Source organism: Pseudomonas sp. G3-39 (genome assembly GCF_054790485.1).
Genome location: NZ_CP186497.1, coordinates 5,914,328 through 5,940,756, shown reverse-complemented (window position 1 = coordinate 5,940,756; position 26,429 = coordinate 5,914,328). Strand labels below are relative to the sequence as shown.

Annotated in this window: 25 protein-coding genes; 11 read left to right on the top strand and 14 right to left on the bottom strand. The window is 60.3% G+C overall.

Annotated features, from left to right (window positions below):
• Nucleotide 1: 1 nt before the first annotated feature.
• The 5 genes from ACOYXG_RS26850 to folE2 are packed head-to-tail and all read right to left on the bottom strand — an operon-like array spanning nucleotide 2 to nucleotide 3,873.
• Nucleotides 2-562 (bottom strand): gamma carbonic anhydrase family protein, encoded by a 561-nt coding sequence (locus ACOYXG_RS26850; protein ID WP_097090254.1) that lies wholly within the window; start codon nucleotides 560-562, stop codon nucleotides 2-4.
• Complete coding sequence (locus ACOYXG_RS26845) at nucleotides 559-1,434, bottom strand: metal ABC transporter substrate-binding protein (RefSeq protein ID WP_460354982.1); 876 nt, start codon at nucleotides 1,432-1,434, stop codon at nucleotides 559-561. Before ACOYXG_RS26845 ends, ACOYXG_RS26850 begins: the two co-directional genes overlap by 4 nt.
• 11 nt (nucleotides 1,435-1,445) lie before the next feature.
• Nucleotides 1,446-2,312 carry a metal ABC transporter permease gene (locus ACOYXG_RS26840; RefSeq protein ID WP_460354979.1) on the bottom strand — a complete coding sequence of 289 codons (867 nt, stop codon included), beginning with the start codon at nucleotides 2,310-2,312 and terminating at the stop codon, nucleotides 1,446-1,448.
• A complete protein-coding gene (locus tag ACOYXG_RS26835; protein ID WP_285373456.1) occupies nucleotides 2,312-2,980 on the bottom strand; it encodes a metal ABC transporter ATP-binding protein in 669 nt (222 codons plus the stop codon). Before ACOYXG_RS26835 ends, ACOYXG_RS26840 begins: the two co-directional genes overlap by 1 nt.
• The gene (folE2, locus tag ACOYXG_RS26830; protein ID WP_097090257.1) at nucleotides 2,977-3,873 is read right to left on the bottom strand and encodes a GTP cyclohydrolase FolE2; all 897 of its coding nucleotides are present in this window, start codon (nucleotides 3,871-3,873) and stop codon (nucleotides 2,977-2,979) included. Before folE2 ends, ACOYXG_RS26835 begins: the two co-directional genes overlap by 4 nt.
• An 84-nt stretch (nucleotides 3,874-3,957) precedes the next feature.
• Here folE2 and ACOYXG_RS26825 point away from each other — a divergent pair, with 84 nt between their 5' ends.
• Nucleotides 3,958-5,154 (top strand): N-acetylmuramoyl-L-alanine amidase, encoded by a 1,197-nt coding sequence (locus ACOYXG_RS26825; RefSeq protein WP_414888681.1) that lies wholly within the window; start codon nucleotides 3,958-3,960, stop codon nucleotides 5,152-5,154.
• Here ACOYXG_RS26825 and ACOYXG_RS26820 read toward each other — a convergent pair.
• Nucleotides 5,151-5,528 carry a glutamine synthetase gene (locus ACOYXG_RS26820; RefSeq protein ID WP_103369760.1) on the bottom strand — a complete coding sequence of 126 codons (378 nt, stop codon included), beginning with the start codon at nucleotides 5,526-5,528 and terminating at the stop codon, nucleotides 5,151-5,153. The genes ACOYXG_RS26825 and ACOYXG_RS26820 overlap by 4 nt on opposite strands.
• Before the next feature lie 233 nt (nucleotides 5,529-5,761).
• Here ACOYXG_RS26820 and zigA point away from each other — a divergent pair, with 233 nt between their 5' ends.
• Both zigA and ACOYXG_RS26810 read left to right on the top strand, forming a co-directional pair.
• Nucleotides 5,762-6,967 (top strand): zinc metallochaperone GTPase ZigA, encoded by a 1,206-nt coding sequence (zigA, locus tag ACOYXG_RS26815; protein ID WP_096795433.1) that lies wholly within the window; start codon nucleotides 5,762-5,764, stop codon nucleotides 6,965-6,967.
• Nucleotides 6,967-7,617: a DUF1826 domain-containing protein gene (locus ACOYXG_RS26810; protein ID WP_115988576.1), complete on the top strand. Its 651-nt coding sequence runs from the start codon at nucleotides 6,967-6,969 to the stop codon at nucleotides 7,615-7,617. The genes zigA and ACOYXG_RS26810 overlap by 1 nt, the downstream gene beginning before the upstream one ends.
• 4 nt (nucleotides 7,618-7,621) lie before the next feature.
• Here ACOYXG_RS26810 and ACOYXG_RS26805 read toward each other — a convergent pair whose 3' ends face one another.
• On the bottom strand, nucleotides 7,622-7,978 hold the full coding sequence (locus tag ACOYXG_RS26805; protein ID WP_096795431.1) for an NADH:ubiquinone oxidoreductase: 357 nt from the start codon (nucleotides 7,976-7,978) through the stop codon (nucleotides 7,622-7,624).
• Nucleotides 7,979-8,006: 28 nt separating this feature from the next.
• Between ACOYXG_RS26805 and ACOYXG_RS26800 the strand changes: the two genes are divergently transcribed.
• Nucleotides 8,007-8,978 (top strand): CobW family GTP-binding protein, encoded by a 972-nt coding sequence (locus ACOYXG_RS26800; protein WP_460354972.1) that lies wholly within the window; start codon nucleotides 8,007-8,009, stop codon nucleotides 8,976-8,978.
• A 1-nt stretch (nucleotide 8,979) separates the two neighbouring features.
• On the opposite strand, the gene ACOYXG_RS26795 is transcribed toward ACOYXG_RS26800, so the two are convergent.
• Nucleotides 8,980-9,393 carry a DUF3301 domain-containing protein gene (locus ACOYXG_RS26795; protein ID WP_460354969.1) on the bottom strand — a complete coding sequence of 138 codons (414 nt, stop codon included), beginning with the start codon at nucleotides 9,391-9,393 and terminating at the stop codon, nucleotides 8,980-8,982.
• Nucleotides 9,394-9,510: 117 nt separating this feature from the next.
• Between ACOYXG_RS26795 and pdxY the strand changes: the two genes are divergently transcribed.
• Complete coding sequence (gene pdxY, locus ACOYXG_RS26790; RefSeq protein WP_027610337.1) at nucleotides 9,511-10,383, top strand: pyridoxal kinase PdxY; 873 nt, start codon at nucleotides 9,511-9,513, stop codon at nucleotides 10,381-10,383.
• A 135-nt stretch (nucleotides 10,384-10,518) separates the two neighbouring features.
• Here pdxY and ACOYXG_RS26785 read toward each other — a convergent pair whose 3' ends face one another.
• Nucleotides 10,519-11,001: an acyl-CoA thioesterase gene (locus tag ACOYXG_RS26785; RefSeq protein ID WP_097089417.1), complete on the bottom strand. Its 483-nt coding sequence runs from the start codon at nucleotides 10,999-11,001 to the stop codon at nucleotides 10,519-10,521.
• 282 nt (nucleotides 11,002-11,283) lie between these two features.
• Between ACOYXG_RS26785 and ACOYXG_RS26780 the strand changes: the two genes are divergently transcribed.
• Nucleotides 11,284-13,047: a cation:proton antiporter gene (locus tag ACOYXG_RS26780; protein WP_097089419.1), complete on the top strand. Its 1,764-nt coding sequence runs from the start codon at nucleotides 11,284-11,286 to the stop codon at nucleotides 13,045-13,047.
• Nucleotides 13,048-13,068: 21 nt separating this feature from the next.
• On the opposite strand, the gene ACOYXG_RS26775 is transcribed toward ACOYXG_RS26780, so the two are convergent.
• The 4 genes from ACOYXG_RS26775 to uvrD form a co-directional block, all read right to left on the bottom strand.
• Nucleotides 13,069-13,476: an SMI1/KNR4 family protein gene (locus ACOYXG_RS26775; RefSeq protein WP_024164487.1), complete on the bottom strand. Its 408-nt coding sequence runs from the start codon at nucleotides 13,474-13,476 to the stop codon at nucleotides 13,069-13,071.
• 137 nt (nucleotides 13,477-13,613) lie between these two features.
• A complete protein-coding gene (locus ACOYXG_RS26770; protein ID WP_064589882.1) occupies nucleotides 13,614-14,489 on the bottom strand; it encodes a Tim44 domain-containing protein in 876 nt (291 codons plus the stop codon).
• Between the two features lie 176 nt (nucleotides 14,490-14,665).
• Entirely contained in the window at nucleotides 14,666-15,106 is a 441-nt protein-coding gene (locus tag ACOYXG_RS26765; RefSeq protein WP_460354963.1) for an EamA family transporter, read from the bottom strand.
• 141 nt (nucleotides 15,107-15,247) lie between these two features.
• Nucleotides 15,248-17,431 (bottom strand): DNA helicase II, encoded by a 2,184-nt coding sequence (uvrD, locus tag ACOYXG_RS26760; protein WP_097089423.1) that lies wholly within the window; start codon nucleotides 17,429-17,431, stop codon nucleotides 15,248-15,250.
• Between the two features lie 201 nt (nucleotides 17,432-17,632).
• Between uvrD and ACOYXG_RS26755 the strand changes: the two genes are divergently transcribed.
• The 3 genes from ACOYXG_RS26755 (at nucleotide 17,633) to ACOYXG_RS26745 (ending at nucleotide 22,008) form a co-directional block, all read left to right on the top strand.
• Entirely contained in the window at nucleotides 17,633-20,563 is a 2,931-nt protein-coding gene (locus ACOYXG_RS26755) for a putative bifunctional diguanylate cyclase/phosphodiesterase (protein WP_460354961.1), read from the top strand.
• Between the two features lie 127 nt (nucleotides 20,564-20,690).
• On the top strand, nucleotides 20,691-21,557 hold the full coding sequence (gene hexR, locus ACOYXG_RS26750) for a transcriptional regulator HexR (RefSeq protein ID WP_007962240.1): 867 nt from the start codon (nucleotides 20,691-20,693) through the stop codon (nucleotides 21,555-21,557).
• 238 nt (nucleotides 21,558-21,795) lie between these two features.
• A complete protein-coding gene (locus tag ACOYXG_RS26745; RefSeq protein WP_460354958.1) occupies nucleotides 21,796-22,008 on the top strand; it encodes a PA3496 family putative envelope integrity protein in 213 nt (70 codons plus the stop codon).
• Here ACOYXG_RS26745 and ACOYXG_RS26740 read toward each other — a convergent pair.
• The gene (locus ACOYXG_RS26740) at nucleotides 21,950-22,912 is read right to left on the bottom strand and encodes a LysR family transcriptional regulator (protein ID WP_097089426.1); all 963 of its coding nucleotides are present in this window, start codon (nucleotides 22,910-22,912) and stop codon (nucleotides 21,950-21,952) included. The genes ACOYXG_RS26745 and ACOYXG_RS26740 overlap by 59 nt on opposite strands.
• 190 nt (nucleotides 22,913-23,102) lie before the next feature.
• Between ACOYXG_RS26740 and ACOYXG_RS26735 the strand changes: the two genes are divergently transcribed.
• Together ACOYXG_RS26735 and oadA are read left to right on the top strand one after the other, a co-directional pair.
• Nucleotides 23,103-24,518: an acetyl-CoA carboxylase biotin carboxylase subunit gene (locus ACOYXG_RS26735; RefSeq protein WP_460354955.1), complete on the top strand. Its 1,416-nt coding sequence runs from the start codon at nucleotides 23,103-23,105 to the stop codon at nucleotides 24,516-24,518.
• An 11-nt stretch (nucleotides 24,519-24,529) separates the two neighbouring features.
• On the top strand, nucleotides 24,530-26,338 hold the full coding sequence (gene oadA / locus ACOYXG_RS26730) for a sodium-extruding oxaloacetate decarboxylase subunit alpha (RefSeq protein ID WP_097089427.1): 1,809 nt from the start codon (nucleotides 24,530-24,532) through the stop codon (nucleotides 26,336-26,338).
• Nucleotides 26,339-26,429 lie beyond the last annotated feature (91 nt).

The window sequence follows — 26,429 nt, the reverse complement described above, 5'->3', positions numbered from 1 at the left end:
TTCAGAACTCGTTCTGCAAGGCTTTGTAGCCGCGTACCAGATCGACATTGGTGCGTGCCACGTCTTCGGAAAACTCCGAGGCGCTGACACTCACCGGCGGGAACTGCGAGAGGTCGGTATTGGGGCCGATGCGGGTGGTGGAGGGTACGTAGAACGCACCCGGCAAATCGCGGCCATCGACCACCGAGTTGTGCCGCACCACACAGCCGTCACCGACCACGCAATTGAACAGCACGCTGTTGAAGCCGATGAACACCCGGTCGCCGACTACGCACGGGCCGTGCACGATCGAGCGGTGAGCGATCGAGGTGAATTCGCCGATGGTCACCGCGGCGCCGGATTTGGAATGGATCACCACGCCGTCCTGGATGTTCGAATTGGCGCCGATGGTGATCGGCTCCATCGCACCTGAAGCGTCTACTTCATCGGCGCGGATCACTGCGTAGGGGCCGACGAAGACGTTCTCGCCAATGACCACCTTGCCGCAGATGATCGCGGTTTTGTCGACGTAGGCCGACTCGGCAATTTGCGGCAGATCGCCGGAAGGATTCTTGCGGATCATGGTTGGCTCAGTGCGTCGTAAAGGGTGTTGAGGTTGTATTCGAACAGTCCGGTAAAGGTGCTGGCCGGGCCGCTAGCGGCGAGGGCATCGGAGTAAAGGGTGCCGCCGATGTGTGCGCCGCTTTCGTCGGCGATCTGCTTGAGCAGGCGCGCGTCCTTGATGTTTTCCATGAACACCGCTTTGACCTTGGCCTGACGGATTTGGGTAATCAGTGCGGCGACTTCGGCGGCTGACGGTTCACGCTCTGTGGACAGACCTTGCGGCGCCATGAAGTCGATGCCGTAGGCCTGCCCGAGATAACCGAAGGCATCGTGGCTGGTGACGATCTTGCGATTGCCCGGTGGCAGCGAGCCGAGCTTGGCCTTGGCTTCGGCGAGCAGGGCGTAGATCTGTTTCAGGTAGGTCTGGCTGTTGCGTTGGTAGTCGGCCTTGTTCGCCGGATCAGCGGCGATCAGCGCCTTGGTGATGTTGGCGATGTACAGTTCGGTATTGGCCAGGTTGTGCCAGGCGTGCGGGTCGGGAATGGTCTCGCCGTCTTCCACCAGCGAGCGTGGAATTACGCCATGACTGGCACTGATGACGGGGGCTTTGGTCTCGGTGCTGGTCACCAGGCGATCGAGCCATGGCTCGAAACCCAGGCCATTCTTGATAATCAGTTTGGCTTTGAGCAGCGCTTTGGCATCATCAGGCGTCGGTTCATAGGTGTGTGCGTCGGCGTCCGGGCCGACCATGTTGGTGATCTGGATATGCTCGCCACCCACCTGGTGAACCATGTCGGCGAGGATGCTGAAGCTGGTGACCACCGGCAATTTTTCCGCCGCCGATAACGACATCGACAGCAGCAAGCTGAACAACACGAGTAGAGCGCGCATCGGGAAACACCTCATTGGGATGTGAGCAAAGGCGGGCGGCGCAACAAGCCGTGCACCGGCCCGAACACCACGGACAGCAGATAACCGATACCCGCGACCAGCACGATCGCCGGACCGCTCGGCAGCGAGTAGTAGAACGAGATCAACAATCCGCACCACACCGAGAGGCAGCCGATAAGCGCCGAGATGACAATCAGGCTCGGCAGGCGACGACTCCAGAACCGTGATGCGGCGGCGGGCAGCATCATCAGGCCGACCATCATCAAGGCGCCGATGGCCTGGAAACCGATTACCAGATTGAGCACCACCAAGGTCAGGAACACGCCGTGGGCGAGAGGGCCGAGTCGGCTGACGGTTTGCAGGAATAGAGGATCGAGGGTATCGAGCAGTAGTGGTTTGTAAATGAGTGCCATGGCAATCAGGCTAAAGGCCGAGACCCATAGCATGCCGTGAAGAGTAGGGCCGTCGACCGCCAGTGCCGAGCCGAACAAGAGGTGCAGCAAGTCGAGGCGTTTGCCGGCGATGCCAAGAATCAGCACGCCACTGGCGAGCGAGATCGGGTAGATCGCGGCGAGGCTGGCGTCTTCGCGCAGGCCGGTGCGACGGGTAATCCAGGCGGCGAGACCGGCCATGCCCAGGCCGGCGCCCAGACCACCGAAGGTCAACGCGGGCAGACTCAGACCGGCGAGCCAGAAGCCCAATGCCGCGCCGGGAAGGATACCGTGGGCAACGGCGTCACCGATCAGGCTCATGCGCCGCAGGATCAGAAACACGCCAAGTGGCGCTGTGCTGCAGGCCAATACCAGTCCGCCGAACAGCGCTCGGCGCATGAACACGAACTCGCTGAACGGTTGCCAGAGGTGGGCGACGGTGAGCATCAGGCCACCTGCATATTGGGTGTTTGCTGGATCAGTTCGGCACTGGGTCCGAACAGGCATTCGCGGTTTTTGATCAGCAGTGTCTGCGGGATGTGTTGGCGGACGGCGGCGAGGTCATGGCAGACCATCAGCAGTGTTCGTCCTTCGGAGTGCCAGGCATGGATGTGTTGCCAGAGTAACTGCTGGCCCAGTTCATCGAGTGCTGCGTGGGGTTCGTCGAGGAGTAGCAATGGGGCGTCGGTTAGACTCAAACGGGCGAGCAGGGCACGTTGCAACTCGCCACCGGAAAGAGCCATCAGCGGGCGCTTTTCCAATCCGCTCAAGTGCCAATTTTCCAGGGCGTTGACGAGTCGTTGTGCGCGCAGTTGCGTCGACAATCGACGCCCCCAGAAACCCGCGGCTACCAGTTCTTCGAGGCTGATGGGGAACTGCCGGTCGAGGTGTTGCTGTTGCGGCAGGAACGCAAAACCGCCCTGACGTGGAACACCCAGTGCGACCTTTCCCGATAACGGCTTCTGCAATCCGGCGATGACTTTCAACAGGCTGCTCTTACCGCAGCCGTTGGCGCCGATGATGGCGCCGAGGCTGCCGTGTTCCAGCGAGAGGGTCAGTGGCGAAGTCAGTGGTTGGCCGGGTGCGCCCCAACTCAGGGTGTGGCAACGGATCATTGGAGTTCTCGATGCCAGTGGCTTTCGGCGACCGCGTCGTGGGCGTGCAGGCTTTCGGCGTGGATCACTCGCAGGTGGAATCCGCTGACGCCGGGGGAGCGGCGCAGAGCCAGATTAAGTCGTCGCGCGGCGTCTTCGCAGAACATCAGGTTCTGTCCATTGGCCAACGCGAAGGCTTGCTCGTCGGCGCGTTTCACGGCGGTTTGCACGGCGGTGCCGAGCGCCGCTTCGGCGTCATTGATGATCACACTCAGGGGAAGCTCGTCGATGAACTCGTCGAGATACATATGCAATTGCGCGGTGCTGCGTTGGCTGTGCGGGGTGGCGACAATGCCTTGGCTTGATCCTAGCCAAGCCAACACTTCGGCATGTTGCAGTGGCTTGTTGGCGAAATCATCGATGAATTGCTGCTGAATCAACTGTCGCGCCAGCGCTGCTGAGCAGGGGCAAGTTGAGGAGTAGGGCACCTCGATTTTCAGTTCCACGTGGAACACTTGGTTTTTCAGACTCGCTGAAATGCTCACTGGGTAGCTCTTCCAACCCGCTATAGGGCTGACTAACGCAGGCCTTTTCAGCAGCACTTCGCAGTGGATTTTCAGGTAGGCGCTGTTGGATAAACCATCGTGGCTGACCAGAAATTCCTCGAGAACCTGCCGTAATAAGGAGGGTGATAGGTCCTGCCGCTCAAGTGCCGCCAGTGCGAGGTATAGCCGCGACATGTGAATGCCGCGCGCTTCGCCATCATCGAGACTCACGCCTGCATCTACTTTTGCGCTCAGACGTTGGCCTTGCAATAAAACTGGCAGAGCAATGCCGCACATTCCCACCCAATCAAGCGGTAACGCCTGCCGAGCGGCTTGAGTCGCAATATCCGGAAGTGTCAGCGAATTCATGTTCGGAACCGTCGTGTTGATTGAATTAGATGTTACATTATAACAATTCAAATCACGATGCCTTTTTCATGAACAGGCCTTCATATGTACCGACGTCATCTGCTCAACCTGCTTCTGGCCAGCACGGCCTTGGCTTTTCCCTTCACCGTTTCGGCTACGCAAATTCGCAATGCACGCCTCTGGCGTTCGGATGACAAGCTCAGATTGGTATTCGACCTTAGCGGTCCTATGCGCTACAAAACCTTTTCGCTGAGCGCTCCAGAACGCTTGATCATCGACCTTTCCGGGGCGAGTTTGAGTAGCGATCTCAGTCAATTGAAGCTTGCCAATACTGCGATTCGTTCGATTCGAACAGGGCACTTTGGTCAAGGTGATACACGGATCGTTCTCGACCTGCACCATCCGGTGCTATTGAACAGCTTCCTTTTGGCGCCTCAAGATGGTCAAGGACACCGCTTGGTGCTGGATCTGGTAAACGCCAAACAGGCATCCAGTCTGGCAATGGTTCCACGTGAAACACCTCAGACTCACCCCAAGCGCGACATCATCGTTGTCGTTGATCCTGGGCACGGAGGGAAAGATCCAGGTGCAGTCGGCGCCAAGGGTGAGCGGGAAAAAGATGTGGTTCTTGCCATCGCTCAGTTGCTCGCCAAACGCCTGAAAAGGGAGAAAGGCTTCGACGTAAAACTGGTGCGCAATGACGACTTCTTCGTGCCGCTGCGCAAGCGTGTGGACATCGCACGTCAGCACAAGGCCGACATGTTTATTTCGGTGCACGCCGATGCGGCGCCGCGTCTTACCGCGTCGGGAGGATCTGTATATTGCTTGTCTGAAGGTGGTGCGACGTCAGCAACTGCACGCTTCATGGCACAGCGAGAGAATGGCGCGGATCTGCTGGGCGCGACCAGTCTGCTCAACCTTAAGGACAAAGATCCGATGCTCGCCGGCGTGATTCTCGACATGTCGATGAACGCCACCATTGCCGCCAGTTTGCAACTCGGCAGCACCGTTCTCGGCAGTCTGGCGGGCATTACCACGCTGCATCAGAAGCGCGTGGAGCAGGCAGGGTTTGCCGTGCTGAAGTCGCCGGACGTGCCGTCGATTCTGGTGGAAACCGGCTTCATTTCCAACGCCCGTGACAGCCAGCGCCTGGTCACGCCTCGACATCAGCAGGCCGTGGCGGATGGTTTATTCGAAGGGCTGCAGCGTTACTTCCAGAAAAATCCGCCAGTAGATAGCTACATCGCCTGGCAGCAGGAGCAGCAAGAAGCGCAGGTTTAGCAGCCGGTGATCCGACTGCAGGTGAACTTGGCGCTGCTGCCGCCAGAGCTGGAAAAGCGATTGATCGTCGTCCAGCCAACGCGACGGGTGTAGCCAACCCAGGCTTCGCCGTCAGAGGTGAGCCCGGTGAAGAACGTCAGCTGGCCGAAACGACTGTTGGTCTGTGCCCAGTAGCGATTGCCGTGCTTTTCAAAGCCACGCAGGTAAATCGTGCTGCCCACCGTGTTTACGCTGTAGGTATTGCCCTGCGCATCGATGCAGGCCAGCAGATTGGCGCTGCGTGTGCAGTTGGCGGGCGGGGGAATTTTCCCCCAGGCATTGGCCATCGACAGCAATACGAGACTCAGCAGCGAGCATTTCAGGGCAATTTTCATCTCGGTATCCGATGGGCAGCTTGCGTGCAGCTTCCAGCGCTTTATCGGTTCGGGCAAGAGCGGGCTGGCTTATTTATATTGTTATACTATAACATAAATTTGAATTGAGCCTGAGCTCGCCGATTGCAAGCGTCTGCTTCTGCCAAAGCGCTGTTTTGAAGCCCAAGAACGCGGTGCGCTACGCCAAAACACGCCAAAACGCACATCGGCCACAACCTGATGAGGATTATCCAATGTCATCTCCACTTCCCGTGACCGTTCTATCGGGCTTTCTCGGCGCCGGAAAAAGTACACTTTTGAATTACGTACTACGTAATCGAGAGGGTTTGCGCGTTGCGGTCATCGTTAACGATATGAGCGAAATCAACATTGATGGCAGCGAAGTCCAGCGCGATGTCAGCCTTAACCGTGCGGAAGAAAAACTGGTGGAGATGAGCAACGGTTGTATCTGCTGTACGTTACGCGAGGACCTGCTCGAAGAAGTCAGCAAACTCGCCCGCGAAGGAAGATTCGATTACTTGCTCATCGAATCTACCGGTATTTCCGAACCACTGCCGGTAGCCGAGACGTTTACCTTCCGCGATGAACAGGGCCAGAGCCTGGCTGACGTCGCGCGGCTCGACACCATGGTGACGGTAGTCGACGGCGTGAATTTCCTCCTCGACTACCAGGCCGCCGAGAGTCTGGCTTCCCGAGGCGAGACCCTGGGTGATGAAGATGAACGCTCAATCACTGATCTGCTGATCGAACAAATCGAGTTCGCCGATGTACTGCTGATCAGCAAGATCGACCTCATCAGCCGCCAGGAGCGCGAAGAGCTGATGGCCATCCTCAAACGCCTCAACGCCGAGGCGGAGATCATCCCGATGGTGATGGGCGAGGTGCAGCTGGAGAAGATCCTCAACACCGGGCGTTTCGATTTCGAGAAAGCCGCTCAGGCCCCAGGCTGGTTGCAGGAATTGCGCGGTGAGCACGTGCCGGAAACCACGGAATACGGTATCGCCTCGACAGCCTACCGCGCACGCCGTCCGTTCCATCCGCAGCGCTTTTTCGACTTCATCGATCGCCCATGGCCGAACGGCAAACTGCTGCGCTCCAAAGGCTTCTTCTGGCTCGCCAGCAAACCCAGCGACGCGGGCAGTTGGTCGCAGGCCGGTGGTTTGATGCGCCATGGTTTCGCCGGTCGCTGGTGGCGTTTCGTGCCGAAAAACCAATGGCCGCAGGATCAGGAAAGTACAGCAGCGATCATGGAGAACTGGACACCGAGCGTTGGAGATTGTCGTCAGGAGCTGGTATTCATCGGCCAGAACATCGACTTCGTACAGCTCAAGTCGGAGCTCGACGCCTGCCTGCTGACTGATGAAGAAATGGCCATTGGCGCAGATGGTTGGCGCAGGCTGCCGGACCCGTTCGGCCCTTGGCACGAAGAGGCCGCCTGATGCTTGCGCTCAAACTGCAGCAAAACCGGGCGCGCCATCAGCATCAGGGGGTGACGCCGAAAACGCTGACGCGAATCCTCGAAGACGACGTCAATCTCGCGGTCTGGCAGCGCCAACTGCCGCTGCACATCGCCGATTTCGCAGAGTTGCTGCTGTCGCTCAACGAGCCTTTGGCGGAATCACTGTGCATCGAATTGCCGAATGAAGACGCCGACCCTGATCTGCAAGGACTGGCCGCCGGGTTCCGTGATCTGCAAGGCTACGAGGGCTTCATCGCGGACCTGCAATGGCTGGTGAGTGCCTTCGCCTGTCTGCTGAGCGCTCGCCGCATCGGTTTGCGCCTGCGGGTGTTGGACAAAGCCATGTGCCCACGCTTCCATGTCGATCATGTGCCGGTGCGCTTGATTACAACCTACGGCGGGATCGGCAGTCAGTGGCTCAAGGAAGGCGTGATGGATCGCGAGCAATTGGGCCAGGCAAACGCCGAACCACGGGACATCGCGAACATCCAGCAACTGCAGAGCGGTGACGTGGCGTTATTGAAAGGCGAGAAGTGGCACGGCAATGAAGGCTATGGCTTGATTCATCGCTCCCCGCAACCGGCGCCGGGTGAGCGACGTCTGCTGCTCACCCTCGATTGGCTCGGCTGACGGCTCAAGGCTTGAGCCACTTGCCCTGGCTCTGGCCTTCGCAGTACGGCTGCAAATACGCCGCGTCGGAGGCGACGCCGTAATAGTGGATATCCTGGCGATAGGGCATATTGGCGACTTGCGCGTTGCTGCACACGCCGAACGCGCCGCTCGGGCATTGATCGACGTACTGCACCTCGACTTTCTGCCCGGCCAGGGTCGGTTGGCAGAAGCCGTCGCTGAACAGCTTCTCGGGAATATTACGGTTCTGCTGGCAGACTTTGACGTCGAGTCGCTCGCCCTGGCTGTGTACCACGCAAGCCTGGGCCCATGCTTCGCTCGACAGCAGCATCAACAGCAACGACCATCCCATCCAACGCATGTCCAATCCCCTCAGAAAACGCCCAGTCATGTTGCAGAACATTCCTACCCATGTCATCGCCGGCCCTTTGGGCGCCGGCAAGACCAGCCTGATTCGCCAGCTCATGGCCCAACGGCCGGACGGCGAGCGCTGGGCGGTGCTGATCAACGAGTTCGGTCAGATCGGCCTCGATGCCGCGTTGCTGACCCGCGACGCCGATGGTATCGCACTGGGCGAAGTTGCCGGAGGGTGCCTTTGTTGCGTGAACGGTGCGCCGTTTCAAATCGGCCTCGGCCGTTTGCTGCGCAAGGCCAGGCCGGATCGGCTGCTCATCGAGCCGTCCGGACTGGGCCATCCGGCGCAATTGCTCAAGCAGTTGGGCGAGGCGCCGTGGTTGGGTGTGCTGGCGCTGCAGCCCTGCGTGTTAGTGCTGGATGCCCAGGCGCTGGCCGCCGGGAAAGCTTTGCCGACCGCTCAGCAGGAGGCTTTGGCCAGCGCCGGCCTGCTGTTGCTGAACAAGGCAGAAAGTCTGGATGAGGCTGCACGGCAGACCATCGTCGAGCGTTTGCCGGCAGTCAAAATGATCTGGACGCAGCAGGCGCAACTGCCGTTGAGCGAGTTGCCGGGTGTGGCTGCGCAAGCGGGGGCTGCGGTGGATAACCTTGTTGTGCCCGAGGGATCGGGACCGATTCCGGCGATCTGGAGCGACCCGGCATCGCCGATCTGCCTGAGTCAGGCACAGGAGGGCGGTTGGAGCATCGGCTGGCGTTGGCACCCTGGACAGACGTTCGATACGCAACGTCTGAGCCAATGGCTGCAGAGCCTGGACTGGCGGCGGGCCAAACTGGTTATGCACAGCGCCGAGGGCTGGGTGTCGGCCAATGCGGTGGATAACGCCGAACTGGATTGGCAACCGAGTGAGTGGCGACGGGATTCACGTATAGAGCTGATCTTTACCGATGCACAACGTATCGATGCTTTGCAGTCAGGCCTGACGCAATGCCGGGTGCAGGCGGGTTAGCTCAAGACTTCCACTTGTTGTGTTCCTGCCGCCACTGGCTCAGTTCGATCACTTCGGCCCGTGGGCGGGTAACTTCGACCATCGGCGGCGTATCGTCGAACGGCGCCGGGTAGGGCGCCAGTTCGATCTGTGCGCTGTGCGCGCCAAACTGGGTAATGGTGCCGTTGTGCCGGGTTTCGCCGGTCACGGTGAACTCGAAGTTATAGACCCGGGCCAGGCGCCGCCGCCCGCTGGCATCCTTGATCAAACCGATTTTTTTCAACGCGACGTTACCGTCCAGCAGTTCGACGCCGACGTTGATGCAATGCTGCTTGACCCGCTCCAGCGCCCGCTCGCGCAAGCCGTGGTTGTGCCATAACCATGCGCCGGCAGCGGCGAACAGCATCAGCACGAAGATGTTTTCGAGGGTCAGCATCAGCAGGAAACTCCAAAAGATAAGCTCAGCTTAACTGCGTCGCCGGTCTGTCGTACAGGCTGTGTTTCGTCGCATACTGCGCGGCTTGAATTTCAATCGTTTTACGGAATAACCCGAATGAAACGTACGCCTCATCTGCTCGCCATTCAGTCCCATGTGGTCTTCGGCCACGCCGGCAACAGCGCCGCCGTGTTTCCGATGCAGCGGGTCGGGGTGAATGTCTGGCCGCTCAACACCGTGCAGTTTTCCAATCACACCCAGTACGGGCAGTGGGCCGGTGAAGTGCTGGCGCCGCACCAGATCCCCGAACTGGTCGAAGGCATTGCCGCCATTGGCGAGCTGGGCAACTGCGACGCCGTGCTTTCCGGTTATCTGGGCAGCGCGGCGCAGGGCCGGGCGATTCTCAGTGGCGTCGAGCGCATCAAATCGGTCAATCCGAAGGCGTTGTACCTGTGCGACCCGGTGATGGGCCATCCGGAGAAGGGCTGCAGTGTGCCGGCCGAAGTCAGCGATTTCCTGCTGGAAGAAGCAGCAGCCGTGGCGGACATCATGTGCCCGAACCAACTGGAGCTGGACAGCTTCTCCGGGCGCAAGCCGCAGTCGCTGTTCGATTGCCTGGCGATGGCTCGGGCGTTGCTGGCACGTGGGCCGAAAGCGGTGCTGGTCAAGCATCTGGATTATCCGGGCAAGCCGGCGGACGGTTTCGAGATGTTGTTGGTGACCGCTGATGAAAGCTGGCACCTGCGTCGTCCGCTGCTGGCGTTTCCGCGTCAGCCGGTGGGTGTTGGCGATCTGACGTCTGGGCTGTTCCTCGCGCGGGTACTGCTCGGCGACAGTCTGGTGGCGGCGTTTGAGTTCACCGCAGCGGCGGTGCATGAGGTGCTGCTGGAAACCCAGGCGTGTGCCAGTTACGAGCTGCAACTGGTGCGAGCGCAGGACCGGATTGCGCATCCGCGGGTGAAGTTCGAGGCGACGGCGATCAGCCTGTAAGACCGCATTACGTCCATTCGCGAGCAAGCCCGCTCCCACGTTCGACTGCATTCCCATGGGAGGACTGCGATTCAATGTGGGAGCGGGCTTGCTCGCGAAGGCGATCTGTAAAGCGACATCATGCCAAAGGGCTGATCAGGCGTCGCCCTTGATCTCCTGATAACGCTTCTCCAGCTCCTGGCGAATCTGCCGGCGCTGCTGGGCCTGCATATAACGACGCTTGTCTTCGCTGTTCTGCGGTTGCAGCGGCGGCACGGTGGCCGGTTTGCGCTGGTCATCCACCGCGACCATGGTGAAGAAGCAGCTGTTGGTGTGACGCACCGAGCGCTCGCGGATGTTCTCGGTCACCACTTTGATGCCGACTTCCATCGAGGTGTTGCCGGTGTAGTTGACCGACGCGAGGAAGGTCACCAGTTCGCCGACATGGATCGGCTCGCGGAAAATCACCTGATCCACCGACAGCGTTACCACGTAGCGGCCGGCATAGCGGCTCGCACAGGCGTAGGCCACTTCGTCGAGGTATTTGAGCAGGGTACCGCCGTGGACATTGCCAGAGAAGTTGGCCATGTCGGGGGTCATCAATACCGTCATCGACAGTTGGGCGTTTCCGGGTTCCATAACGTTCTCACGGATCAAGGCTGGATGGCTGGACGCACCTCTGCGGGTGCCTGGTGGCTTTTTCAAAAGCACCGTTATCGGGACGCCAGACGACTGGCTGCCGTCACGCCGCGACCGATCTGTTTCCTTATATTGCACCGCCTTCCAGCCGGAAGTCGCGGTGTTAACCTGCAAAAGGCCCTGCCCAAGGGCAATTCCTACACGAAAAGCGGATTTTTACCCAACTCGCTCAGACCTTTCTGATGTCTGACGGCGGGTCACGTCATACAAGGAGCCCACACCATGCATGCCATCAGCTTTATTCAGGACCTGGCAGTGATCATGTTGGTCGCAGGTGTGGTCACCGTGCTGTTTCACCGCTTCAAGCAGCCGGTGGTGCTCGGCTACATCGTCGCCGGTTTCATCATTGGCCCGCACACACCGCCGTTCGGCCTGATCCACGACGAAGAAACCATCAAGACCCTCGCCGAACTGGGGGTGATCTTCCTGATGTTCTGTCTCGGCCTGGAATTTAGCCTGCGCAAGTTGTTCAAGGTCGGGGCCACGGCGTTTATTGCGGCGTTCCTCGAAATCGTCCTGATGATCTGGATCGGCTACGAAATCGGCCGCTGGTTCGACTGGAACACCATGGACTCGCTGTTCCTCGGCGCAATCCTCGCCATCTCCTCAACCACCATCATCGTCAAGGCGCTCAACGACCTGAAGATGAAGAACGAGCGCTTTGCGCAACTGATCTTCGGCGTACTGATCGTCGAGGACATCCTCGGCATCGGCATCATCGCCTTACTGTCGAGTATCGCCGTCAGCGGCACGGTCAGCTCCGGCGAAGTGTTCTCCACGGTCGGCAAACTGTCGCTGTTCATGATCGTCGCGCTGGTGGTCGGCATTCTGCTGGTGCCGCGTCTGCTGGCGTATGTCGCCAAATTCGAAAGCAACGAGATGCTGCTGATTACCGTGCTGGGCTTGTGTTTCGGTTTCTGCCTATTGGTGGTCAAGCTCGAATACAGCATGGTGCTCGGCGCCTTCCTGATCGGCGCGATCATGGCCGAGTCGCGACAGTTGCTGAAGATCGAACGCCTGATCGAACCGGTTCGCGACCTGTTCAGTGCAATCTTCTTCGTCGCCATCGGCCTGATGCTCGATCCGATGATCCTGCTGCAATACGCCTGGCCGATTGCAGTCATTACCGTGGCGGTGGTGCTCGGCAAGATGTTGTCCTGCGGCCTCGGGGCGTTTATCGCCGGCAATGACGGACGCACCTCACTGCGTGTGGGGATGGGGCTGTCACAGATTGGCGAATTTTCCTTCATCATCGCCGCGCTCGGGATGACGCTGCAGGTCACCAGCAACTTCCTTTATCCCGTTGCGGTGGCGGTGTCGGTGATCACCACGCTGCTGACGCCGTATCTGATCCGCGCGGCCGATCCGCTGTCGATCAAGCTCTCGGCAGCGGTGCCCAAACGCCTGGGCCGGGTATTCGGCATGTATGGAGAATGGCTGCGCAGCATTCAGCCGCAAGGCGAGGGCGCGATGCTGGCGGCGATGATCCGGCGGATCCTGTTGCAGGTCGGGGTCAATCTGGCGCTGGTGATCGCGATCTTCTTCAGCGGCGCGTTCTTCGCCGGACGGTTGTCGGTGTGGATGCAGGACTGGATCACTGATCCGAGCTGGCAGAAGGCGTTGATCTGGGGCGGGGCGCTGCTGCTGTCGCTGCCGTTCCTGATTGCGGCGTATCGCAAGCTCAAGGCGTTGTCGATGCTGTTGGCGGAGATGGGTGTGAAGCCGGAGATGGCCGGGCGTCACACGCAGCGAGTGCGTCGGGTGATCTCCGAAGTGATCCCGATCCTCTCGCTGCTGGTGATCTTCCTGCTGTTGGCAGCCTTGTCGGCCAGTATCCTGCCGACCAACAAGTTGCTGGTGCTGGTCGCCGTGGTCGCGGCCGCCGTGGCGGCGCTGCTCTGGCGCTGGTTCATCCGCGTGCACACGCGGATGCAGGTGGCCCTGCTGGAAACCCTCGACAACCACAAGGAGTCGTCGGGGCACTGACCGACCCGGGCGTCTGGCGAATCAGCTCTCCAGCCAGACATCCCGCGCCCAATGCCACACCGATTCCCAGGACTCTTCGGTGATCAGCTCTTCTTCGCCGGACCACAGCACCACGGTGCCGTCTTCTTCGACGCAGTAGTAGTTGTCGCCGTCCTGGCAGATCGGGATCAGGTCGCGCGGTACGCCAGCGTCCCAGGCATTGGCCGCGACATCCGGCAAGTAGGTGTGTGATTGCGGGTCGGTGACGGTCACCGGCTCGAGGCTGCCGTACACCACGTCGCTGACGGTCAGCAGAAACTCTTTGAAGACGAACGGGATGTTGATGAAGAGTTCTTCTTCGATCTCCACCAGTTGGTCTTCGTCGGGCAACTCCAGGGGAACCGGTACGGGTTCGTTGGCTTCGCGCAGTTGTTCGATGATTTCTTCCACGTCCGGGATCCTCTTGCTTGAATGGCGCGGTTTATATGGGCCGGTTTATACAGTAGCTCGCTATAGATGCAACTGCGAAATAGAAAACCCCGGCCGAGGCCGGGGTTTTTATTACCACATGCGTAACGCGATGGGGATCAGCCGTTCTGGCGGATACCGGCCACCAGCCAAGGCTGGTTTTCGCCCTGTGGACGTTCCATGTTCCAGCTTTCGCTGAACACTTCGCCCTGGTCGAAACGCGAGGTCTTCGACACACCGCTGAAGGTCAGGGTGGCGATGGTCTTGTCGGCACGATCATCCACGCCGTCCAGCTGTACCTGCAAGTTGTCGATGTAGGTCGACTGGAAGCCGTCGCCCAGGTCCGCACGCTCACGCTTGAGGAACTCGAGCATCTGCGGGGTCACGAACTCGGCGATCTTGTCCATTTCGTTGGCGTCCCAGTGCTGCTGCAGCGACTGGAAGTGGCTGCGCGCGGCGGCAAGGAAGTTCTGCTCGTTGAACCAGGCCGGTGCGTTGATCACCGGACGAGCGGCAACCGGCGCGGCCGAACCACCGAAGATCGAACCCATGGCGGCAGGCTTCTGCTCGAACACTTCACGCTGCATCGGCGCGCCGGCCGGAGCCAGGTGCTCCTGCTGCTTGCGTCGACGCGCAGCGATGAAGCGGAAGATCACGAACGCGATCACGGCCATGATCAGGATGTCGAAGATCTGCATGCCCTGGAAACCGCCGCCCATGAACATGGACGCGAGCAGGCCACCGGCGGCGATACCGGCCAGAGGGCCAAGCCATTTCGAAGCGCCGCCAGCCTTGGCCGCGGCACCGGCAGCGCCGGCAGCACCAGCGGTCGCTGCTGCGCCGCCCATGCCTGGGGAAGAAGGAGCCATCTGGCTGGTCTGGTGCGTCGGCGCAGCGCCGGCGCTTTTGCCACCACCAAAGCGCTTGGCGTTGGCGTCGAGGCTCATCGTCAGGCCGATGCACAACGCCATGGCGATGCTAAGAAAACGTTTCATAAAGGGAATTCCCGTTTGTGGAGACACGCGCGCCATGTTGCACAGCTGAAGTGTTACTGGCTAGCGAGAGAGTGTTTCGGGCTTTTGCCTGACAGCTTAGGTTCAGCTCCATCGAAGCAATAAGGCCATGTACTTTTGTCTGTAGGAAAATGGGATAGGTTCAGCGGGAAACCTGCTTATCGACGCAACGCCAGCATTACCACACCGGCGGTGATCAGGCCGATGCCGCCCCATTGGCGCAGGTCGAGTTTCTCGCCCAGCAGGATCACGCCGAGCACCGCCACCAGCACCACGCTGAGCTTGTCAACTGGCGCGACCAGCGAAGCCGGGCCGACTTTCAGCGCGCGGAAGTAACACAACCACGATGCGCCGGTACCCAGGCCAGATAACAGCAGGAACAAGTAGCTCTTGGCGGAAATTGATCCCAATGACTGATATTGGCCCGTCGCGTACAAAATCAAGGCCAGGCTGATCAGGACCACGATGGTGCGCAGCAGGGTAGCGAAGTCGGAATTGACGTTTTCGATGCCGATCTTGGCGAAGATCGCCGTCAGCGCGGCAAAAGTTGCCGAGAGCAGGGCCCAGAATGTCCAGGAAGAGAAGAAGCCTGAGCCCATGGAAATGTCCTTGTTAGATCATCCAACGCCGACCCCTGTGGGAGCGAGCCTGCTCGCGAAAGCCACACTGCGGTTTATCAGATCAACCACGGTGATGTCATTCGCGAGCAGGCTCGCTCCCACGGAAAAGCGAAACCGGCGTCAGATCGCTTCCAGCTTGGCGTATCCCAGCATCAGCCACTTGCTGCCTTCGCTGAAGTTCACCTGCACCCGCGCCTGCGCGCCGGAACCTTCGAAGTTGAGGATCACGCCGTCGCCGAAGATCGAATGTCGTACCGTCTGACCGAGGCTGAAGCCGGTTTCCGGGATCTCGCTACCGCTGAACAGGTTGCTGCCGCTCATCGACTGGTTGCCGCCGAACGGTCGGCTGACACTGTTCGACAGGCGCACTTCCTGAATCAGCCCCTTCGGCACTTCACGGACGAAACGCGAGACCTTGTTGTAGGTTTCGCTGCCGTACAGGCGCCGGGTTTCAGCATAGGTCATCACCAGATTCTGCATGGCACGGGTGATGCCCACATAGGCCAGGCGGCGCTCTTCTTCAAGGCGACCCGGTTCTTCCAGGCTCATCTTGTGCGGGAACAGGCCTTCTTCCATGCCCACCAGGAACACGTAAGGGAATTCCAGGCCCTTGGCGCTGTGCAGGGTCATCAGCTGAATGCTGTCTTCGTGCTCGTCGGCTTGAGTGTCGCCGGCTTCCAGCGACGCGTGGCCGAGGAATGCCGCCAGTGGCGTCAGCTCTTCGTCTTCTTCGGTGGTTTCGAAGTTGCGCGCGGCGCTGACCAGTTCCTCAAGGTTTTCCACCCGGGCCTGGCCTTTCTCGCCTTTTTCCGCTTCGTGATAGGCGATCAGCCCCGATTGCTCGATGACGGTCTGCGTCATCAAGTGCAGTGGCATCTCCATGCACTTGGCGGCAAGGTTTTCGATCAGCTCGATAAACGCACCCAAGGCACCCGCTGCACGACCGGTCAGGCCTTTATTGGCGACCAGTTGGCGCATCGCTTCCCACATCGACACATCGCTGTGACGTGCATGGTCGCGGATCGCTTCGACGGTTTTCTCGCCAATGCCACGGGCCGGGACGTTGATCACCCGCTCCAGCGCGGCGTCGTTGCCACGGCCTTCGAGCAGGCGCAGGTAGGCCATGGCGTTCTTGATTTCCGCGCGTTCGAAGAAGCGCTGGCCGCCATAGATGCGGTACGGAATGCGCTCGCGCAGCAAGGCTTCTTCGAGAACGCGCGATTGGGCGTTGGAGCGGTAGAGAATCGCGATATCGCTCCGAGCCAGGCCGGTTTTCAGCGCGCTTTCGATGGTTTCGACAACGTAGCGTGCTTCGTCGTGTTCGTTGAACGCGGCGTACAGGTTGATCGCTTCACCATCGCCACCGTCGGTCCACAGCTCTTTGCCGAGACGTCCGGTGTTGTTGGCGATCAGGGCGTTGGCCGCCTTGAGGATGCCGGCGGTGGAGCGGTAGTTCTGCTCCAGGCGAATGGTCACCGAATCCGGGAAGTCGGACGAGTACTGATGAATGTTCTCGATTTTCGCCCCGCGCCAGCCGTAGATCGACTGGTCGTCGTCGCCGACCACCATCAGGCTGTCGCCGCCCTTGCCGAGCAGACGCAACCAGGCGTACTGCACGGCGTTGGTGTCCTGGAACTCGTCCACCAGAATGTGGCGGAAGCGCTTCTGATAGTGCGCCAGTAGGCCGGGGTGATCGCGCCACAGGTCGAGGGCGCGCAGCAGCAGTTCGGAGAAGTCGATGACGCCGGCGCGCTGGCAGGCAGCCTCGTAGGCCTCATAGATGCCGCGCATGGTCGCCAGGTACAAGTCGCCGCTGGCCTGAATGTGTTGCGGACGCAGACCTTCGTCTTTCTGCCCGTTGATGAACCACTGGGCCTGACGGGCTGGCCAGCGTTGTTCGTCCAGTCCCAGCTCGCGGATCACCCGCTTGACCAGCCGCTGCTGGTCGTCGCTGTCGAGAATCTGGAAAGTCTGGCTCAACCCGGCTTCCTGCCAGTGCGCCCGCAGCAAGCGGTGCGCCAGGCCGTGGAAGGTGCCGACCCACATGCCGGCCGGGTTGATACCCAGCAACTGTTCGATGCGATGACGCATCTCGGCAGCGGCCTTGTTGGTGAAGGTCACCGACAGAATGGAGTGGGGCGAGGCGTTTTCGACCTGGATCAACCAGGCGATACGGTGCACCAGCACTCGGGTTTTACCGGAACCGGCACCGGCCAGGACCAACTGACGGCCAACGGGGGCTGCTACGGCCTGGCGTTGGGCATCGTTGAGGGAGTTCAGCAGAAGGGAGAGATCATCGCGCATCGGGGCATTCTAGGGTGCGCCGCAGGCCCGGGCAAACCGAGCTTTGCATTAGCCGATGAAAGTGCCGCCGATGACGACCGGTCGGTCACTGGCTACAGGCTTCGGCCCGCCTCACTCTGCGGGTTTTGCCGGTGATCGGACGGCGGAAAGTTTCCGGCAAATTATGATCTGGAGCAGTTTGGCAACGGGGTTGGCTTGTGTATGCTCCGTCCACGTTTCGGGCCCATGCTCACTCTTATAAGAACAACAACATTGCACAAGACCCTCAGCTCAGACCTGTCGGGCCCCTCTGTGGAACCCCGGGTCATCCGCAAGCATTACGCCGTCGAAATGGCGGTCGAACGCACGCGCCTGCTGTATCAGGGCTCGCTGCTGCCGACGATGTTCATGTTACTCAATGGTCTGGTCTGCGCCGCTTTGCTCTGGAGCCCGCAGCGCTATTTCGTGGTCAGCATCTGGCTGGTCTGGTTGTTGTCGCTGGTGGCACTGCGGGTGATTCAGGTCGCGGCGTTCGATTCGGCGATCCCGGATCGCCAGGCCCAGCCGATCTGGTTTCGCATGTTCCTGCTCGGCTCGACCATGACCGGTCTGACCCTGGCCGGTGCCGGCATCGCCCTGGTGCCCGCCGACAACTTCATGCAGCAAGCCTGGGTGTTCGGCCTGATCGGTGCCGCGACTTTATCGGCCAGCGTTGCCTACGCCGTCAGCCTGCCGGCGTTTCTGTCCTTTACCTTGCCGTGCCTGCTGCCGGCGATCGGCTACCTGTTCTGGGGCGGTGATGAGCAGGCGCGCGGTTGGGGCTGGCTCGGGCTGATTCTGCTCGGTTCGCTGAGCGTGGTGGCCTGGCAGGTCAATCGACTGATTGATCGCGGCTTGCTGCGGCGCTTTCAGAATCAGCACCTGATCAAACACCTGCAGCAAGCGCAGAACCGCAGCGAGCAGCTCAATCAGGCACTGGCCAAGGAGATCGAACAGCGGCGCTGTGCCGAGGGCCAATTGCGTGAGGCGCAGGTCGAGCTGGAAGATCGTGTGGCCCAGCGTAGCCGCGAGCTGGACGTGGCCAATCAGGCGCTGAGCAAAAGCGAAGCCCGGCTGGCCCTGGCGTTGAAGGCCAGTGAGCTGGGGCTGTGGGACTGGAACCTGCAGACCGACGAGGTCCACCACACGCAGATCCAGGAACTGTTCGGCCTCGCGCCGGAGTACGTCACGGCGATCCTGCGCGACCTCAAGCCACGCCTGCACCCGGAGGATGTGCCCGGGCTCAAGCAGGCGCTGATCGAACACCTGAAAGGCCGCACCGAGGACTATCAGATCGAATACCGCGTGCGTCACGGCGACGGCCATTGGGTGTGGATCGAGGATCGCGGGCGCGCCGTGGAGCGCAGTGACGCTGGCCGGGTGATCCGCATGGTTGGCACCCGGCGCGACATCAGCGTCAGTAAAAGCCTCGAAGAACAGCAGCGACTGGCGGCCACGGTGTTCGAAGCGGCCAGCGAAGGCATCGTCATTCTTGATCCGAACTACGCCTTGATCGCGATCAATCAGGCGTTCAGTCGCGTCACCGGTTATGACATTGAAGACATGCTCGGGCGCAATGTCGTCGAGCTGCCGTGCAGTCGTGATGCCCGTCGTCATTACGTTGCAATCCGCCACGCGCTGGAGCAGCACGGCAGTTGGCAGGGTGAATTGGTGGAAACCCGCAAGAACGGCGAGCTGTACCCGCAGTGGCTGCAACTCAACGCGGTGCGCGACAGTCGGGGAAATGTCAGCCATATCGTCGGCTTCTTCGCCGATCTGTCGGCGCGGCGCGAATCCGAGGAGCGCATGCGCTTCCTGACGCACTACGATGAGCTGACCGGGCTGGCCAACCGCTCGCTGTTCCGCGAACGCCTGCACGAAGCCCATCAGCGCGTGCGTCAGGGCGGGCGCCGCAGTCTGGCGCTGCTGCACATCAATCTCGATCGCTTCAAGCTGCTCAACGACAGCCTCGGCCACGAGGTGGCGGATCAGCTGTTGCAGAAAATGGCTCGACGCCTGGTCAACGCCTTGCCGGAGGCCGACACCATCGCCCGACTGTCCGGTGATGAATTTGCCGTGCTGTTCGATGCCTACGGCAACCTGTCGAGCCTGGCGCGGGTCGCTACGCGGCTGTCGAGCAAGCTGCGCCTGCCGTTGACGGTCGAAGGGCATGAACTGGTGGTCAGTGCCTCGATGGGCATCAGCATGCTGCCGGACAACGCCCGGGAAATCTCTGCGCTGGTCAGTCAGTCGAACATGGCCATGCAACACGCCAAGCATCTGGGCGGCAACAATTTCCAGTTTTACACCGATAGCCTGCAGGCCAGCACCCTTGAGCGCCTGCAGCTGGAAAACCAGCTGCGCAAAGCCATCGAAGACAAGCAGCTCAAGGTGTTCTACCAGCCGAAGCTGTGCCTGCAAACCGGGCGCCTGAATGCGGCGGAAGCGCTGGTGCGCTGGGATCATCCAGGCATGGGCCGGGTACCGCCGGGGGATTTTATTGGTCTGGCCGAGGAAACCGGACTGATCGGGCCGATCGGCGAATTTGTGCTGCGCCAGGCCTGCTGGCAGGCGTGCGAGTGGCAGCGTCAGGGGCTGGCGCCGATTCGGGTTTCGGTGAACCTGTCGGTGCATCAACTGCGTCAGGGCAAACTGGTCAGTCTGGTGCGCCAGGTGCTGGAAGAAACCGGTCTGGCCCCGCACTACCTCGAACTCGAACTCACCGAGAGTCAACTGCTCGACAGCGTCGAACACATCATCGCGACCTTCCAGCAGTTGCGCGATTTGGGAGTGAAGCTGGCGATCGATGACTTCGGCACCGGCTATTCGTCGCTGAGCTATCTCAAACGGATTCCGGTGGATTACGTGAAGATCGATCAGGCGTTCATTCGCGGGCTGGGGCAGGGCAGTGAGGATGCGGCGATTACCCGGGCGATCATCGCCATGGCTCACGGACTGTCGTTGAAAGTGGTGGCCGAAGGCGTCGAGCGGCAAGAGCAGCTGGAATTTTTACGTGCTGAGCGCTGCGACGAAGTTCAGGGGTATCTGATCAGTCGCCCTGTAGAGGCTGAGCGTCTGGCTGGGCTTTTGCGTGAACAGGGAAATCCGCTTTAAGGGCTACATGCACTCCATCGTGCCTGATATGGGGACATGGAGTTACGCATTGAGCAGGCAAAAAGCCAATTCATGTAGTATAACTACAAGCGTGCTACATCCTTGCCCATAAGAAGAGTCCAGCCCCTTGAATCTGCTGCAACACATCGCCCAGTCACGTCACCTGTTACGCAAGTCGGAGCTCAAGGTCGCCGACCACGTGCTGCTTGACCCTGCGGCCGTGATGCACAGTTCCATGGCCGACCTGGCCCACAGCGTCGGCATCAGCGAGCCGACCATTGTGCGTTTCTGCCGGGCCATTGGCTGCTCCGGGTTTCAGGATCTCAAGCTGAAACTGGCGCAAAGCCTGGCCGCTGGTGCCAGCTTCGGTCAGTTCGCGATCCATGAGGACGACTCGGTCGCCGACTACAGCCTGAAAATTTTCGACACTACCCTGCACACTCTGATGGAGGTTCGCGAGAAGCTCGATCCGGTGGAATTGCAGCGTGCGGTGACGTTGATGTCCCAGGCCCAGCGTGTCGAGTTCTATGGCTTTGGTGCGTCAGGCGCGGTGGCGGCGGATGCGCAGCACAAGTTCTTCCGTCTGCTGCTGACGGCGGCGGCGTATTCCGACCCGCACATGCAGGCGATGTCGGCGGTGACGTTGAAGCCGACCGATGTGGCGATCTGCATTTCCCAGTCCGGGCGCTCCAAGGATCTGCTGATCACCGCCAACCTCGTTCGCGAGAGCGGCGCGTCGCTGATCACCTTGTGCCCGAGCCAGACACCGCTGGCTGAGCTGTCGACCGTCAACCTGGCGATCGATGTGCACGAAGACACCGAGATTTATACGCCACTGACCTCGCGAATCGCGCATCTGGTGGTAATCGACGTGCTGGCGATGGGCGTGGCCATGGCGCGCGGGCCGAGTCTGGTCAACCACCTGAAGAGCGTGAAGCGCAGCCTGCGCAGCTTGCGGCTATCCCCCAAGGCCGTGAAAGCCCTGGATGACTGAAGTTATCTAAGGTCGTTCCGACCTTAATCGCGAGCAGGCTCGCTCCCACATTTGATCTCGGTGTGACACAAAATTTGTGCTCACAGAAGATCCACTGTGGGAGCGAGCCTGCTCGCGAAGGCGTCCTCAATAGCACCGCACTTTTCAAAACTTTCATCGCACTGTCATCCCCGCGCAGCCAAACCGTCATCCCTCCCGCCTATCGTGAAACTCCCGTACTCGCCTTGGGAGACTCGAAATGGCTCAGCCCTACGAAGAACGCAACAGCGCCGCGAAAACCCGTCGTCAGCAGGAAGACCAGCGCCGCATGGAATTCCGTCGCGCGATCGAAGATCGCTTCGAACTCCGTCAGCTTCAGGCTGAAATCGGTGGTTTTCCCGAGGAACTCGAAATTAATCACTGGCAGGCAGCGCCCGCAGCTTCCCGTCGAAGCGTTCAACCAGCGCGCTGATCTGCACCCGTTCGCTGCGGATAAACGCCAGGAAGGCGTGCGCCACCGGTGACAGGCGTTTGGCCTTGGCTTGCACCAGGCACCAGCTGCGAAACAGCGGCAACTCTTCGACCGGCAGCTCGACCAGGCCGCCGGTCGCCAGCTCCAGGTTCAGGGCGTGGCGCGTCAACAGCGCCAGGCCCAGACCCGCCACCACGCATTCGCGCTGGGCTTCGGCCGAGGCCACTTCCTGAGTCTGGGTGAAGTGCACGCGTTTCTCCTTGAAATACTCTTCACAGGCCAGCCGCGTACCCGAACCGGGTTCGCGGATCAGCAGTGTGTAAGGCTCAAGATCCTGCAGGCGCAGCGGCCCCATGTGTGCCAGCGGATGGTCCGGACGCGCGACAGCGACAATCGGATTATTGAGAAACGGCAGGAACTCCAGGCCCATGTCCTGCGGCACCATCGACATGATCACCAGATCATCGCGGTTGTCCGAGAGGCGACGAATTACCTGGCCGCGGTTGACCACGGTCAGTTGCAGGTTGACTTCCGGATGCTGGCGCTTGAACGCGGCGAACAGGTGCGGCACGAAGTATTTGGCGCTGGATTCCACTGCCAGTTTCAGCTGGCCTTGCAGCGAGCCCTGCATGTCCGACAGCTGCATGTCGAGGTTTTCCAGGCGCCCGAAGATGTCCCGGCTGGCACGCTGCAGGGCTTCGGCGGCCTCGGTCATGTAGAGTTTTTTGCCGACATAATCGAATAATGGTTGCCCGATCAGCTCTTCCAGCTGACGAATCTGTAGGCTGACGGCCGGTTGTGTCAGAGACATTTCATCGGCTGCGCGGCTGTAGGAACGTAAATCACACACTTCGTTGAAAATCTGCAATTGGCGTAATGTCATACGCATCAAGGACTTACGCATTTTTTATGGGCTCTGACGGCAGGCTGATGGTTTAACTATAAGTCTTTGCTTATGCCTGACCCAATTTTTATTCATTTTTGTTAATCCCTTGTGAGGGCTAGTGTGGGGCTGCGACTAAATTGAAACATTTAGTCACGCGTCGACCTGGGTCTAGCAGGTCGTGGTGCCACCGGCTCAAGGGAATTTCCAAGTGATAAAAAAGATCCTGATCGCCAACCGTGGTGAGATTGCCGTACGAATCGTGCGGGCCTGCGCCGAGATGGGCATTCGCTCGGTAGCGATTTTTTCCGACGCCGATCGCCATGCCCTGCATGTGAAGCGTGCGGACGAAGCCTACAGCATCGGTGCCGAGCCACTGGCCGGCTACCTCAACCCGCGCAAGCTGGTGAACCTGGCGGTGGAAACCGGTTGCGATGCCTTGCATCCCGGTTACGGCTTCCTTTCGGAAAACGCTGAGCTGGCAGACATCTGCGCCGAACGCGGAATCAAATTCATTGGCCCGTCGGCGGAAGTCATTCGCCGCATGGGCGACAAGACCGAAGCCCGGCGCAGCATGATCAAGGCCGGTGTGCCGGTCACCCCGGGCACCGAAGGCAACGTGTCGGGCATCGAAGAAGCCCTGACCGAGGGCGACCGCATCGGTTACCCGGTGATGCTCAAGGCCACCTCCGGTGGTGGCGGTCGCGGTATCCGTCGCTGCAACAGCCGCGAAGAACTCGAACAGAACTTCCCTCGGGTGATCTCCGAAGCGACCAAGGCTTTCGGTTCGGCGGAAGTGTTCCTGGAAAAATGCATCGTTAACCCGAAACACATCGAAGCGCAGATCCTCGGCGACAGCTTCGGCAATGTCGTGCACCTGTTCGAGCGTGACTGCTCGATCCAGCGCCGCAACCAGAAGCTGATCGAAATCGCCCCGAGCCCGCAACTGACCCCGGAACAGCGCGCCTACATCGGCGACCTGTCGGTGCGTGCGGCCAAGGCCGTGGGTTACGAGAATGCCGGCACCGTGGAGTTCCTGCTCGCCGAGGGCGAGGTGTACTTCATGGAGATGAACACCCGGGTGCAAGTGGAGCACACCATCACCGAAGAAATCACCGGGATCGACATCGTTCGCGAGCAGATCCGCATTGCCTCGGGCCTGCCGCTGTCGGTGAAGCAGGAAGACATTCAGCACCGTGGTTTTGCGTTGCAGTTCCGCATCAACGCCGAAGACCCGAAAAACAACTTCCTGCCGAGCTTCGGCAAGATCACTCGTTACTACGCCCCTGGCGGCCCGGGCGTGCGTACCGACACAGCGATTTACACCGGGTACACCATTCCGCCGTTCTACGACTCGATGTGCCTGAAGCTGGTGGTCTGGGCGTTGACCTGGGAAGAGGCGATGGACCGGGGCCTGCGCGCCCTCGACGACATGCGTCTGCAAGGCGTGAAAACCACCGCCGCGTACTACCAGGAAATCCTGCGCAACCCGGAATTCCGTAGCGGCCAGTTCAATACCAGCTTCGTGGAAAGCCACCCTGAACTGACCAACTACTCGATCAAGCGCAAACCCGAAGAGCTGGCCCTGGCCATCGCCGCCGCCATCGCCGCCCACGCAGGCCTGTGAGGAATACAACAATGTCCAAGAAAATTTTCGTAACCGACACCATCCTGCGCGACGCTCACCAATCGCTGCTCGCCACCCGCATGCGCACTGAAGACATGCTGCCGATCTGCGACAAGCTAGACAAAGTCGGCTACTGGTCGCTGGAGTGCTGGGGCGGCGCGACGTTCGACGCCTGCGTACGTTTCCTCAAAGAAGATCCGTGGGAACGCCTGCGCCAACTGCGCGCCGCGCTGCCTAACACTCGTCTGCAAATGCTCCTGCGTGGGCAGAACCTGCTCGGCTATCGCCACTACAGCGACGACGTGGTCAAAGCTTTCGTTGCCAAGGCAGCGGTCAACGGCATCGACGTGTTCCGCATCTTCGACGCAATGAACGACGTGCGTAACCTGCGCGTAGCGATCGAAGCGGTGAAGGCTGCCGGCAAACACGCTCAGGGCACCATCGCCTATACCACCAGCCCGGTGCACACCATCGACGCGTTCGTGGCGCAGGCCAAGCAGATGGAAGCCATGGGTTGCGACTCGGTGGCGATCAAAGACATGGCCGGTCTGCTCACGCCATACGCCACCGGTGAACTGGTCCGTGCGTTGAAAGCCGAGCAGTCGCTGCCGGTGTTCATCCACTCGCATGACACGGCGGGTCTGGCGGCGATGTGCCAATTGAAAGCCATCGAAAACGGTGCCGATCACATTGATACCGCGATCTCCAGCTTCGCCTCGGGCACCAGTCATCCGGGCACCGAGTCGATGGTTGCTGCGCTCAAAGGCACCGAGTACGACACCGGTCTGAACCTGGAGCTGCTGCAGGAAATCGGTCTGTACTTCTACGCCGTGCGCAAGAAGTACCACCAGTTCGAAAGCGAGTTCACCGCGGTCGATACCCGCGTGCAAGTCAACCAGGTACCGGGCGGGATGATCTCCAACCTCGCCAACCAGCTGAAAGAGCAGGGCGCACTGAACCGCATGGCCGAAGTGCTGGCGGAAATCCCGCGTGTACGGGAAGACCTCGGTTTCCCGCCACTGGTGACCCCGACTTCGCAGATCGTCGGCACCCAGGCGTTCTTCAACGTGCTGGCCGGCGAGCGTTACAAGACCATCACCAACGAAGTGAAGCTGTACCTGCAGGGCGGTTACGGCAAGGCGCCGGGCGTGGTCAACGAAAAACTGCGTCGTCAGGCCATCGGCAGCGAAGAGGTGATCGACGTACGTCCGGCCGATCTGCTCAAGCCGGAGATGACCAAGCTGCGTGCCGATATCGGTGCACTGGCCAAGTCCGAAGAGGACGTGCTGACTTTCGCCATGTTCCCGGACATCGGCCGCAAATTCCTCGAAGAGCGTGCCGCCGGCACTCTCGTTCCGGAAGTGCTGTTGCCGATCCCTGAGGCCGGTGGTGTGGCGAAGGCCGGCGGCGAAGGCGTGCCGACCGAGTTTGTCATCGACGTCCACGGCGAAACCTACCGCGTCGACATCACCGGTGTCGGCGTGAAGGCCGAAGGCAAGCGTCACTTCTACCTGTCCATCGATGGCATGCCGGAAGAAGTGGTGTTCGAACCGCTCAACGAATTTGTCGGCGGTGGCAGCAGCAAACGCAAACAAGCATCGGCACCGGGCCACGTCAGCACCACCATGCCGGGCAACATCGTCGATGTGCTGGTGAAGGAAGGCGACACCGTCAAGGCTGGCCAGTCGGTGCTGATCACCGAAGCGATGAAGATGGAAACCGAAGTCCAGGCAGCGATTGCCGGCAAGGTCACCGCCATTCATGTGGCCAAGGGTGACCGGGTGAATCCGGGTGAAATCCTGATCGAGATCGAAGGCTGAGATAACTGCCGCGATTCAACGTTTTAAACCTCGGGGGGGCATGTGCTCCCCTTTTTTTTCGCCTGCAATATGCTGTTCTTTGTAGGGGCTG

Excerpts from the sequence above, each read along its gene's own strand:
- ACOYXG_RS26845 (WP_460354982.1), bottom strand. The coding sequence starts at position 1,434 with ATGCGCGCTCTACTCGTGTTGTTCAGCTTGCTGCTGTCGATGTCGTTA.
- ACOYXG_RS26795 (WP_460354969.1), bottom strand. The coding sequence starts at position 9,393 with ATGCTGACCCTCGAAAACATCTTCGTGCTGATGCTGTTCGCCGCTGCC.
- ACOYXG_RS26835 (WP_285373456.1), bottom strand. The coding sequence starts at position 2,980 with ATGATCCGTTGCCACACCCTGAGTTGGGGCGCACCCGGCCAACCACTG.
- uvrD (WP_097089423.1), bottom strand. The coding sequence starts at position 17,431 with ATGCGCGATGATCTCTCCCTTCTGCTGAACTCCCTCAACGATGCCCAA.
- oadA (WP_097089427.1), top strand. The coding sequence starts at position 24,530 with ATGTCCAAGAAAATTTTCGTAACCGACACCATCCTGCGCGACGCTCAC.
- ACOYXG_RS26825 (WP_414888681.1), top strand. The coding sequence starts at position 3,958 with ATGTACCGACGTCATCTGCTCAACCTGCTTCTGGCCAGCACGGCCTTG.
- ACOYXG_RS26785 (WP_097089417.1), bottom strand. The coding sequence starts at position 11,001 with ATGGAACCCGGAAACGCCCAACTGTCGATGACGGTATTGATGACCCCC.
- ACOYXG_RS26820 (WP_103369760.1), bottom strand. The coding sequence starts at position 5,528 with ATGAAAATTGCCCTGAAATGCTCGCTGCTGAGTCTCGTATTGCTGTCG.
- ACOYXG_RS26800 (WP_460354972.1), top strand. The coding sequence starts at position 8,007 with ATGTTGCAGAACATTCCTACCCATGTCATCGCCGGCCCTTTGGGCGCC.
- folE2 (WP_097090257.1), bottom strand. The coding sequence starts at position 3,873 with ATGAATTCGCTGACACTTCCGGATATTGCGACTCAAGCCGCTCGGCAG.
- pdxY (WP_027610337.1), top strand. The coding sequence starts at position 9,511 with ATGAAACGTACGCCTCATCTGCTCGCCATTCAGTCCCATGTGGTCTTC.
- ACOYXG_RS26740 (WP_097089426.1), bottom strand. The coding sequence starts at position 22,912 with ATGCGTAAGTCCTTGATGCGTATGACATTACGCCAATTGCAGATTTTC.
- ACOYXG_RS26810 (WP_115988576.1), top strand. The coding sequence starts at position 6,967 with ATGCTTGCGCTCAAACTGCAGCAAAACCGGGCGCGCCATCAGCATCAG.
- ACOYXG_RS26755 (WP_460354961.1), top strand. The coding sequence starts at position 17,633 with ATGCTCCGTCCACGTTTCGGGCCCATGCTCACTCTTATAAGAACAACA.
- ACOYXG_RS26850 (WP_097090254.1), bottom strand. The coding sequence starts at position 562 with ATGATCCGCAAGAATCCTTCCGGCGATCTGCCGCAAATTGCCGAGTCG.
- ACOYXG_RS26780 (WP_097089419.1), top strand. The coding sequence starts at position 11,284 with ATGCATGCCATCAGCTTTATTCAGGACCTGGCAGTGATCATGTTGGTC.
- ACOYXG_RS26765 (WP_460354963.1), bottom strand. The coding sequence starts at position 15,106 with ATGGGCTCAGGCTTCTTCTCTTCCTGGACATTCTGGGCCCTGCTCTCG.
- ACOYXG_RS26840 (WP_460354979.1), bottom strand. The coding sequence starts at position 2,312 with ATGCTCACCGTCGCCCACCTCTGGCAACCGTTCAGCGAGTTCGTGTTC.
- ACOYXG_RS26805 (WP_096795431.1), bottom strand. The coding sequence starts at position 7,978 with ATGCGTTGGATGGGATGGTCGTTGCTGTTGATGCTGCTGTCGAGCGAA.
- zigA (WP_096795433.1), top strand. The coding sequence starts at position 5,762 with ATGTCATCTCCACTTCCCGTGACCGTTCTATCGGGCTTTCTCGGCGCC.
- ACOYXG_RS26770 (WP_064589882.1), bottom strand. The coding sequence starts at position 14,489 with ATGAAACGTTTTCTTAGCATCGCCATGGCGTTGTGCATCGGCCTGACG.
- ACOYXG_RS26745 (WP_460354958.1), top strand. The coding sequence starts at position 21,796 with ATGGCTCAGCCCTACGAAGAACGCAACAGCGCCGCGAAAACCCGTCGT.